Source organism: Streptomyces sp. SID11385, assembly GCF_010548245.1.
Lineage (GTDB): Bacteria > Actinomycetota > Actinomycetes > Streptomycetales > Streptomycetaceae > Streptomyces.
Genome location: NZ_JAAGLR010000884.1, coordinates 1 through 8,892 on the forward strand (window position 1 = coordinate 1; position 8,892 = coordinate 8,892).

Sequence of the window (8,892 nt, forward strand, 5' to 3'; positions counted from 1 at the left end):
CTCGCGGGCCGCGCGCACCGTCGCGCGCGGGCGCCCGAGCGCGGTCAGCGTCGAGTCGACCGTGCCGCCCGAGGGCGCCGCGTCGACCCGCAGGAAGCCGTCGACCCGCAGGGGCACGCCCTCGGGCAGCCGCCCCACGGTGAAGAGCACACCGAGGTCGGCGGGCACCGAGTCGAAACCGCAGCCGTGCACGAGCCGCGCCCCCGTGGCCCGCGCCCGCGCCTCGTGACGCAGGTAGCAGCGGTCGACGAACTCCGGCTCCCCGGCCAGGTCCGCGTAGTCCGTGCCCGCGTCCGCGCATGCCCCGACGAGCGGGTCCCCGTACCGCAGATAGGGGCCCACCGTCGTCGCGAGCACGCGGGTGCGCGCCGCGAGCCCGCGCAGCGCGGACGCGTCCCCGGCGTCGGCGGTCAGTACGGGCACGCCTTCGAGTCCCAGCGAGGCACGCGTCCGCTCCAGCTTCTCCCCGTCGCGCCCCGCGAGCGCCCAGCGCAGCGAGGGCGGCGCGTGCCCGGCGAGATACGCGGCGGTCAGCGCGCCGACGAAGCCGCTCGCGCCGTAGAGGACGAGGTCGAACTCGCGGTCCTTCCGGGCGGTTTCGCGGGCACTGCCGGGCAAGGTCTTCGGCTCCATCCCCCCACTCTCGCAGCCCGCCCCCGACATCGCGGCGCACCACGGCCCGTACGGCCGGCCCTGACCGCTCCTCGCGCCCCGGCCTACGCCTTGCGGGCGAGGAGGTGGAGCGTCTGGAACTGCCGCTTGTCCGCGGGCCGCGGCTCGATCACCGTACGGGCCGACTGGTGCAGCCCGCGCTCGGCGAGGAGCGCGGCGAGACGGTCGGGGGACCAGCGGTAGGCGGTGGTCACCGCGTGGTCGTACGACTGCGTCTCGTGCTCGGGCCCGTCGGTCGCCGCGAGGGACAGCAGGAGGTATCCGCCCGGGGCGAGGACGCGGGCGAACTCGTCCAGGACCGACGGTACTTCGGACGGCGGGGTGTGGATGAGCGACCACCGCGACAGGACGCCGCCGAGCGCGCCGTCCGCGAGGCCGAGGGCGGCCATGGACCCGACCTCGAAGCGCGGCTCCGGGTGCGCCTTCCGCGCGAGCCCGATCATCGCGGGCGAGGCGTCGACCCCGAAGGCGCGCAGGCCCAGCCCGCACAGGTGAGCCGTCACGTACCCGGGCCCGCAGCCGAGGTCCGCGACCTCGCCGTCCCCACCCGCCCGTACCAGCTCGGCGAAGGCGCTCAACAGGGCGCGTTCGAGCGGAAATTCCCGCAGCGAGTCGCTGAACTGCTCCGCGTACACCGAGGCGAGGGCGTCGTAGGCGGTACGGGTAGCGGGAAGGCTCGCGAGTTCGGTCATCCGGTCAGGGTACGAGCCGCTCTACGCGGCGAGCTCGGCGACGACGATGTGGAGGGTCACGGCGGCGAAGAAGGGCTCCGCGGCGAGGTGCCCGAGCCAGCGTTCGGCGTCGGCGGCGCTCAGCCGGCCGGCGGACACGGCGCGCTCGGTGGTGCGCCGCAGACCGAGCACCCGGTCGGCGGCCTCGACCTCGCGGAAGACTGACGTCACGGGGACGACGGCCGCCACCGCGAACCCCGCCTCCCGCGCGAGCCGGGGCAGTTGCCGCCCGATGGTCCCCTTGCGCACGATCCCGTCCGCCACGTGGCGCGTGTACGCGCGCGCGAGGCCGAGGTCGGGGTGGTCGATCGCGAGCGAGTCCCAGTCGGGCTCACCCATCGCGAGCCTGCCGCCGGGCCGCAGCACCCGCCGGGCCTTGGCGAGCGCGCGGGCCGGGTCGGCGACGTGCTGGAGGCCCCGGTCGGTACGGGCGAGGTCGGCGCAGCCGTCCGGGAGCGGCAGGGCGTGGAGGTCGCCGGCCACCACGTGGACGTTGCCCGCTGCCCCGGTGCGCTCGCGCGCCCGCCCGGCCAGCTCGGAGCGGATCTCGACGCCGACGACCTTGCCGGACGGGCCGACCGCCTCGGAGAGCGGGGCGAGGTCCGCCCCCGAACCGCAGCCCAGGTCGAGCACCGTCGCACCGGGCCGGGCGTCCAGCGCGTCGAACAGAACGCCCTTGTAGGACCGCGCCGCGTCGGTCGCGGCGAGCTGGTCGAGATAGGCGGCCGGGTCCGGAACAGCACGCTCGAACAGGTCTGTCATGGCTGTGGCCCTTCCGCCGGGGAATCGTCCGCGCCGGGAGGCCGAAACCGGAACGGCCCCGGACCCGCACGACGCTACCCCCGCTACTCGTCCAAGTCCTCGTCCACGTCCCCCAGATGCTCCACTCCCGGCCACTCGCCGCGCGCCCCCGCCGCGAGCAGGACGGGCAGGCGGGCCGCCATCCCGCGCGGGCGCACCGTCGCCGTCGTCGTCGCCAGGTCCCGCGCGCTCCACCAGCGGTGGCCGTGCGTCGCCTCGCGCGTGTCGACACGTACCGCGGCGGCCTCGTCCGCGTCCAGGACGACGACGCGGAACTCCTCGTCCTGGTCGATCCGTACGCCGTCCACCGTGAACAGCGCCCGCCGCGTCCACACCACGGGGCCGAGCCGGCCGGGGGAGAGGACGAGCCCGGTCTCCTCGGCCACCTCGCGCAGCGCCGCCTGTCCGGGCGACTCACCCGCCTCGATGCCCCCGCCCACCGTGAACCACCACGCCGCGCCGGGCGTGCGCGGGTCGCGGGCGCACAGCAGGAGGAGGCGCCCCTCCGGGTCGGTGAGCAGGACGCGCGACGTGCGCCTCCTGCGGACAGCCGGATTTCCGCTCATGTGCCCGGAGCCTCCCGTCGGTCGATCCCTCACGACCCGGGCCGTGCCTCGTGCCCGCCGTGCCCGTCCCCGCCGCGCGGGCAAGCGCCGGCGAGGGCGGGGGCGCGGTCCCGGTTTCCCCGTCCTCACCGTACGCACCCCGCGCCCCACGCGTACGACACTTCTGAGCGCTTGCTTTCCCGGGGCTTGTGCCGGGACCGCGCCGTTCATAGCATCGCCGGTGTTACATCAGTTGTGTCACAAGCCCTGGAGTCGTGCGGATGAGCGGAACAGCGAAGCGGGGCGGGCCCCTCGCCGGAGTGCGGGTCCTGGAGCTGGCGGGGCTCGGCCCCGGCCCCTTCGCCGCGATGCTCCTCGCGGACCTCGGCGCGGACGTCGTACGGGTCGACCGGCCCGAACGCGGCGGCATGTTCGGCATGGACCCCGCGCTCGACTTCACCAACCGGGGCAAGCGCTCCGTCGAACTCGACCTCAAGACCGAGCAGGGCGCCGCCGCGGTGCTCGCGCTCGCGGCCCGCGCCGACCTCCTCGTCGAGGGCTTCCGGCCCGGCGTCGCCGAACGCCTCGGCGTCGGCCCCGAACAGGCGCTCGCCGCCAATCCCCGGCTCGTCTACGGGCGCGTCACCGGCTGGGGCCAGGAAGGCCCGCTCGCCCACCGCGCGGGCCACGACCTCACCTACCTGGCGCCGACCGGAGCCCTCGCGCTCGGCGGGAACCCCGACGAGCCGCCCACCTTCCCCGCGAACCTCCTCGGCGACTTCGCGGGCGGCTCCCTCTACCTCGTCGTCGGTCTCCTCGCCGCGCTCCGGCACGCCGAGCGCACGGGCGAGGGCCAGGTCGTGGACGCCGCGATCGTGGACGGCGCCGCCCACCTCACGACCCTCCTGCACGGGCTCATGGCCGCCGGGGGCTGGCAGGACAGGCGCGGCGGCAACCTCCTCGACGGCGGCAGCCCCTTCTACGGCTGCTACGCGACCGCCGACGGCGAGTACATGGCGGTCGGCGCCCTGGAGAAGCGCTTCTACAACGAGTTCGCCGAACGCCTCGGCATCGCCGAAACGGCGCCCGCGCGCGAGGACTTCGACCACTGGGACGAGCTGCGGGCCCGCATCGCGGCGGCCTTCAGGACCCGGACGCGGGCGGAGTGGACGAAGATCTTCGCCGACTCGGACGGCTGCGTCGCACCCGTACTGTCCCTGCGCGAAGCCCCCCACCACCCGCACCTCGCCGTCCGGAACACCTTCGTCCCCGGCCCCGACGGCACCCCCCAGCCCGCCCCCGCCCCCCGCTTCTCCGCCACCCCCTCGCCCGCCCCGGGCCCCCTCCTGGCCCCGGGCGCGGACACGGAGGCGGTGGCGGACGACTGGGGTGTGCCGGGCCTGACCGGCTCCGCGCACGAAAAAGCCGATCCCGAGCCCACGAATTAGCCCCTCCGGCCTTTGAGGAGCGGGGTCCGGGGCGGAGCCCCGAACCCGGGGCCGGGGGCAGGGCCCGCGCTCCCCCCGGCCCCGGCCGACCACTCGCCGACTCCCACCCCGCTCCCCCCGAAAGGCTTACGGTTGTGACCACCGAAGCGTACGTCTACGACGCCCTCCGCACCCCTCGCGGCCGCGGCAAGGCGACCGGCTCCCTGCACGGAACGAAGCCCATCGACCTCGTCGTGGGACTCCTGCACGCCCTCCAGGAGCGCCTGCCGGACCTCGACCCCGCCGCGATCGACGACATCGTGCTCGGCGTCGTCTCACCGCTCGGCGACCAGGGCTCCGACATCGCGCGCGTCGCGGCCATCGCGGCCGGGCTGCCCGAGACCGTCGCCGGGGTGCAGGAGAACAGGTTCTGCGCCTCCGGGCTCGAAGCGGTCAACCTCGCCGCGGCGAAGGTCCGTTCGGGCTGGGAGGACCTCGTGATCGCGGGCGGCGTCGAGTCGATGTCGCGCGTCCCGATGGCCTCGGACGGCGGGGCCTGGGCGATGGACCCGATGACCAACCTGGAGACGGGCTTCGTCCCGCAGGGCATCGGCGCCGACCTCATCGCGACCATCGAGGGCTTCTCGCGCCGCGACGTCGACGCGTACGCGGCGCTCTCGCAGGAACGCGCCGCGACCGCCTGGAAGGAGGGCCGCTTCGACCGCTCCGTCGTCCCCGTCCGCGACCGCAACGGCCTCGTCGTCCTCGACCGCGACGAGCACCTGCGCCCCGGCACGACGGCCGACAGCCTCGCGAAGCTCAAGCCGTCCTTCGCCGACATCGGCGAACTCGGCGGCTTCGACGCCGTGGCGCTCCAGAAGTACCACTGGGTCGAGGAGATCGACCACGTCCACCACGCGGGCAACTCCTCAGGCATCGTGGACGGTTCGGCGCTCGTCGCGATCGGCAGCGAGGAGGTGGGCCGGCGGTACGGGCTGCGCCCCCGCGCCCGTATCCTCTCGGCCGCCGTCTCCGGCTCCGACCCCACCATCATGCTCACCGGGCCCGCGCCCGCCTCGCGCAAGGCCCTCGCCAAGGCCGGTCTCACCGCGGCCGACATCGATCTGTACGAGATGAACGAGGCGTTCGCCGCCGTCGTCCTCCGCTTCGCCCGCGACATGGACATCCCGCTCGACCGCGTCAACGTCAACGGCGGCGCGATCGCGCTCGGTCATCCCCTCGGCGCCACGGGCGCGATGCTGCTCGGCACCCTCGTCGACGAACTCGAACGCCAGGACAAGCGCTACGGCCTCGCCACCCTGTGCGTGGGCGGCGGCATGGGCGTCGCCACCGTGATCGAACGCCTCTGACGGGCCCCGCCCGCCCCCATTCGTCCGCAACGGAGCCCAGGAGCCCACCCATGAGCGAGCCCACCCCCATCCGCTGGGAACTCGACGACACCGGCGTCCTCACCATCGTCCTCGACGACCCCGCCCAGTCCGCCAACACGATGAACGCCGCTTTCCGCGCCGCGCTCATCGCCACCGCCGACCGCCTCGAAGCCGAGCGCGACAGCGTCCGCGGCATCATCCTCACCTCCGCCAAGAAGACCTTCTTCGCGGGCGGCGACCTCCGCGACCTGCGCGCCGCCCGCCCCGAGGACGCCGAGCGCGTCTTCCGCGACACGCTCGCGCTCAAGGGCGCCCTGCGCCGTATCGAGACCCTCGGCAAGCCCGTCGTCGCCGCGATCAACGGCGCGGCCCTCGGCGGCGGTTACGAACTCGCCCTCGCGAGCCACCACCGCGTCGCGCTCGACGCCCCCGGCTACCGCATCGGCCTCCCCGAGGTCACCCTCGGCCTCCTCCCCGGCGGAGGCGGCGTCACCCGCTCCGTACGCCTCCTCGGCATCACCGACGCCCTGCTCACCCTTCTCCTCCAGGGCTCCCAGCACACCCCGCGCCGCGCCCTGGAGAAGGGCCTGATCGACGAACTCGCCGCCGACCGCGACGACTTGCTCGCCAAGGCCCGCGCGTTCATCGACGCGCACCCCGAGTCCGCCCAGCCCTGGGACCGCCCCGGCCACCGCATCCCCGGCGGCACGCCCGCCCAGCCGAAGTTCGCCGCGAACCTCCCCGCCTTCCCCGCCAACCTGCGCAAGCAGACCGGTGGCGCCCCCTACCCGGCCCCGCGCGCCATCATGGCCGCCGCCGTCGAGGGCTCCCAGGTCGATTTCGACACCGCGCAGACCATCGAGGCCCGCTACTTCACCGGCCTCGTCACCGGCCAGACCGCGAAGAACATGATCCAGGCGTTCTTCTTCGACCTCCAGAGGGTCAATTCCGGTGCCGCGCGCCCCGACGGCGTGCCGCGCCGAAAGGCCGCGAAGGTCGCCGTGCTCGGCGCCGGGATGATGGGCGCGGGCATCGCCTACGCCTGCGCCCGCGCGGGCATCGAGGTCGTCCTCAAGGACGTCGACCCCGAGGCGGCGGCGCGCGGCAAGGCGTACTCCGAGAAGCTTCTCGCGAAGGCCGTCGCGAAGGGACGCAAAACGGAGGCCCAGAAGGCGGAACTCCTCGCCCGCATCACCCCGACCGCCGAGGCGAAGGACCTCGCCGGCTGCGACACCGTCATCGAGGCCGTCTTCGAGAACACCGCGCTCAAGCACCAGGTCTTCCAGGAGATCCAGGACGTCGTCGCACCCGGCGCGCTCCTGTGCTCCAACACCTCCACACTCCCCATCACGACCCTCGCCGAAGGCGTCGACCGGCAGGCCGACTTCATCGGGCTGCACTTCTTCTCCCCCGTCGACCGCATGCCGCTCGTCGAGATCATCAAGGGCGAACGCACCGGCGACGAGGCGCTGGCGCACGCGATCGACCTCGTCCGGCAGATCGGCAAGACCCCGATCGTCGTCGCCGACTCGCGCGGCTTCTTCACCTCCCGGGTCATCGGGCAGTTCATCCAGGAGGGCGTGGCGATGGTCGCCGAGGGCATCGAGCCCGCCTCCGTCGAACAGGCCGCGGCCCAGGCCGGCTACCCCGCGAAGGTCCTCTCGCTCGTCGACGAACTCACCCTCACCCTGCCGCGCAAGATCCGCGACGAGAGCCGCGCCGCCGTGGAGGCGGCGGGCGGCACGTGGGCGGGGCACCCGGCCGACGCCGTCATGGACCGCATGGTGGACGAGTTCCACCGCCCCGGGCGCGCGGGCGGCGCGGGCTTCTACGACTACGAGGACGGCAGGCGCGGGCGCCTGTGGCCCGGACTGCGCGAGCACTTCACGAAGCCGGGCACCGAGATCCCGTTCCGCGACATGAAGGAGCGGATGCTCTTCTCGGAAGCCCTCGACTCCGCGCGGCTCCTGGACGACGAACACGTGCTCGGCTCCGTCGCCGAGGCCAACATCGGCTCGATCCTCGGCATCGGCTTCCCCGGCTGGACCGGCGGCGTCCTCCAGTACATCAACGGCTACGAGGGCGGCCTGCCGGGCTTCGTCGCCCGCGCGCGCGAACTCGCCGCCCGCTACGGCGCGCGCTTCGAGCCCCCGGCCTCGCTCGTGGCGCGGGCGGAGCGCGGGGAGCCGTTCACCGACGAGGACTGAGGCCGTACGGGGGAGCCGGCCGACCCGCGTCCGGGCTCCCGCCGGTCAGTCCGCGTCCGGCTCCCCCTCGCGCCCGCCGCCCGCCGGGAACGCCCCGCGCAGCTCCTCGTTGAGCGAGCGCTGGAAAGCGGTGAGCAGCGCCTGGAGCACGAGCGGCTGCATGTGCGCCGACAGCGACCGCGCCTCGCCCGCCTCCCGCACGCCCACCTCGCCCCGGAACACCTCGCTCAGCTCGTGCGCCGTCCGCGCCGCGTTGCCGAGCAGCACCTCGCGCGCCGCCGCGATCGCCTCGCGCGACAGCGGCAGGTCCAGGAGGCGCACGGCGAGGCCGACGAGGACGGTGTCGAGCACGTACCGTTCCTCGGCCCCCGGCACCCGCGTGAGCACGCCCATCGCCGCGAGCCGCTCCAGCTCGTCGGCCCCGAGACGCCGCCCGATCCGCTCCTCCGCCTCCGCGCGCCCGCACTCCACGGCCGCGTCGGGGAGCCAGGAGGCGACCATCGCGCGGTGGATGGCCAGCTCGTACGCCGTCGTCTCCTTCGGCAGCCGCGCCACGTACCGCTCGATCGCGGCGAGCGTGAGGCCCTGCCGCCGCAGGTCGTCGACGAGCGCGAGGCGCGCGAGGTGGCCGGGCCCGTAGAGCCCCACGCGGCGCGGCCCGATCCGGGGCGGCGGGAGCAGCCCGCGCGTCGCGTAGAAGCGCACCGTACGGACCGTGACGCCCGCGCGGGCCGCCAGCTCGTCGACCGTGTACGTGCGCTGCTCCTCGGGGCCGGGGGCGCCCGGCGTCGCGGCCGTGCGCGCGGTGCGGGTGACTGCCACGATCCTTCTCCCCGGGGGCTGCGGTGCGTCTCTGCGGTGGAACACTATTGCTGTCTCACCGATGTTGTGAAGATCGAGCCCGTCACCGAGGGTTGCGCACCCGCCCGGGCCGGGTAGCCCTTGGACATGCACCTGCTCCTCGCGGGATCGCTCCTGATCGCCTCGGCCCTGCTCCTCGCCCGCCTACGCTCCGTCCGCAGGCGCGGCCGCTGGGGCGTACGCGACACGGTGGCGCCCGCCGCCCCGCTCGCGGGCATCGTGGTCGCCGCCCCGGGGCCGCTGCCCCCGCCCGGCGG

General features: G+C 74.7%; 8 protein-coding genes. 3 read left to right on the top strand and 5 right to left on the bottom strand.

Translation table 11 applies throughout. The features are described 5' to 3' along the window. The 4 genes from G3I42_RS27070 to G3I42_RS27085 form a co-directional block, all read right to left on the bottom strand. The coding region (locus tag G3I42_RS27070) for a saccharopine dehydrogenase NADP-binding domain-containing protein (protein ID WP_203607396.1) at nt 1-633 on the bottom strand (633 nt) is incomplete at its 3' end. A gap of 83 nt (nt 634-716) precedes the next feature. Continuing rightward, complete coding sequence (locus G3I42_RS27075) at nt 717-1,364, bottom strand: class I SAM-dependent methyltransferase (RefSeq protein ID WP_164290222.1); 648 nt, start codon at nt 1,362-1,364, stop codon at nt 717-719. A gap of 21 nt (nt 1,365-1,385) precedes the next feature. After that, nucleotides 1,386-2,165 carry a methyltransferase domain-containing protein gene (locus G3I42_RS27080; RefSeq protein WP_164290224.1) on the bottom strand — a complete coding sequence of 260 codons (780 nt, stop codon included), beginning with the start codon at nt 2,163-2,165 and terminating at the stop codon, nt 1,386-1,388. A gap of 83 nt (nt 2,166-2,248) precedes the next feature. Continuing rightward, a complete protein-coding gene (locus G3I42_RS27085; protein WP_164290226.1) occupies nt 2,249-2,770 on the bottom strand; it encodes an NUDIX domain-containing protein in 522 nt (173 codons plus the stop codon). A 260-nt stretch (nt 2,771-3,030) separates the two neighbouring features. Here G3I42_RS27085 and G3I42_RS27090 point away from each other — a divergent pair, with 260 nt between their 5' ends. From G3I42_RS27090 to G3I42_RS27100, 3 genes are all read left to right on the top strand, one after another. Continuing rightward, nucleotides 3,031-4,197, top strand: coding sequence for a CaiB/BaiF CoA-transferase family protein (locus tag G3I42_RS27090; protein WP_164290228.1), 1,167 nt, complete (start codon nt 3,031-3,033; stop codon nt 4,195-4,197). A gap of 134 nt (nt 4,198-4,331) precedes the next feature. Then, complete coding sequence (locus G3I42_RS27095; RefSeq protein WP_164290230.1) at nt 4,332-5,546, top strand: acetyl-CoA C-acetyltransferase; 1,215 nt, start codon at nt 4,332-4,334, stop codon at nt 5,544-5,546. A 50-nt stretch (nt 5,547-5,596) separates the two neighbouring features. Beyond that, nucleotides 5,597-7,774, top strand: a complete 2,178-nt coding sequence (locus G3I42_RS27100; protein WP_164290232.1) for a 3-hydroxyacyl-CoA dehydrogenase NAD-binding domain-containing protein — start codon at nt 5,597-5,599, stop codon at nt 7,772-7,774. A 45-nt stretch (nt 7,775-7,819) separates the two neighbouring features. Here G3I42_RS27100 and G3I42_RS27105 read toward each other — a convergent pair whose 3' ends face one another. Then, nucleotides 7,820-8,596, bottom strand: a complete 777-nt coding sequence (locus G3I42_RS27105) for a MerR family transcriptional regulator (RefSeq protein WP_164290234.1) — start codon at nt 8,594-8,596, stop codon at nt 7,820-7,822. Nucleotides 8,597-8,892 lie beyond the last annotated feature (296 nt).

Bases quoted from the DNA above. Each gene is read 5' to 3' on its own strand.
- G3I42_RS27090 (WP_164290228.1), top strand. From the start codon at position 3,031: ATGAGCGGAACAGCGAAGCGGGGCGGGCCCCTCGCCGGAGTGCGGGTC.
- G3I42_RS27085 (WP_164290226.1), bottom strand. From the start codon at position 2,770: ATGAGCGGAAATCCGGCTGTCCGCAGGAGGCGCACGTCGCGCGTCCTG.
- G3I42_RS27080 (WP_164290224.1), bottom strand. From the start codon at position 2,165: ATGACAGACCTGTTCGAGCGTGCTGTTCCGGACCCGGCCGCCTATCTC.
- G3I42_RS27075 (WP_164290222.1), bottom strand. From the start codon at position 1,364: ATGACCGAACTCGCGAGCCTTCCCGCTACCCGTACCGCCTACGACGCC.
- G3I42_RS27100 (WP_164290232.1), top strand. From the start codon at position 5,597: ATGAGCGAGCCCACCCCCATCCGCTGGGAACTCGACGACACCGGCGTC.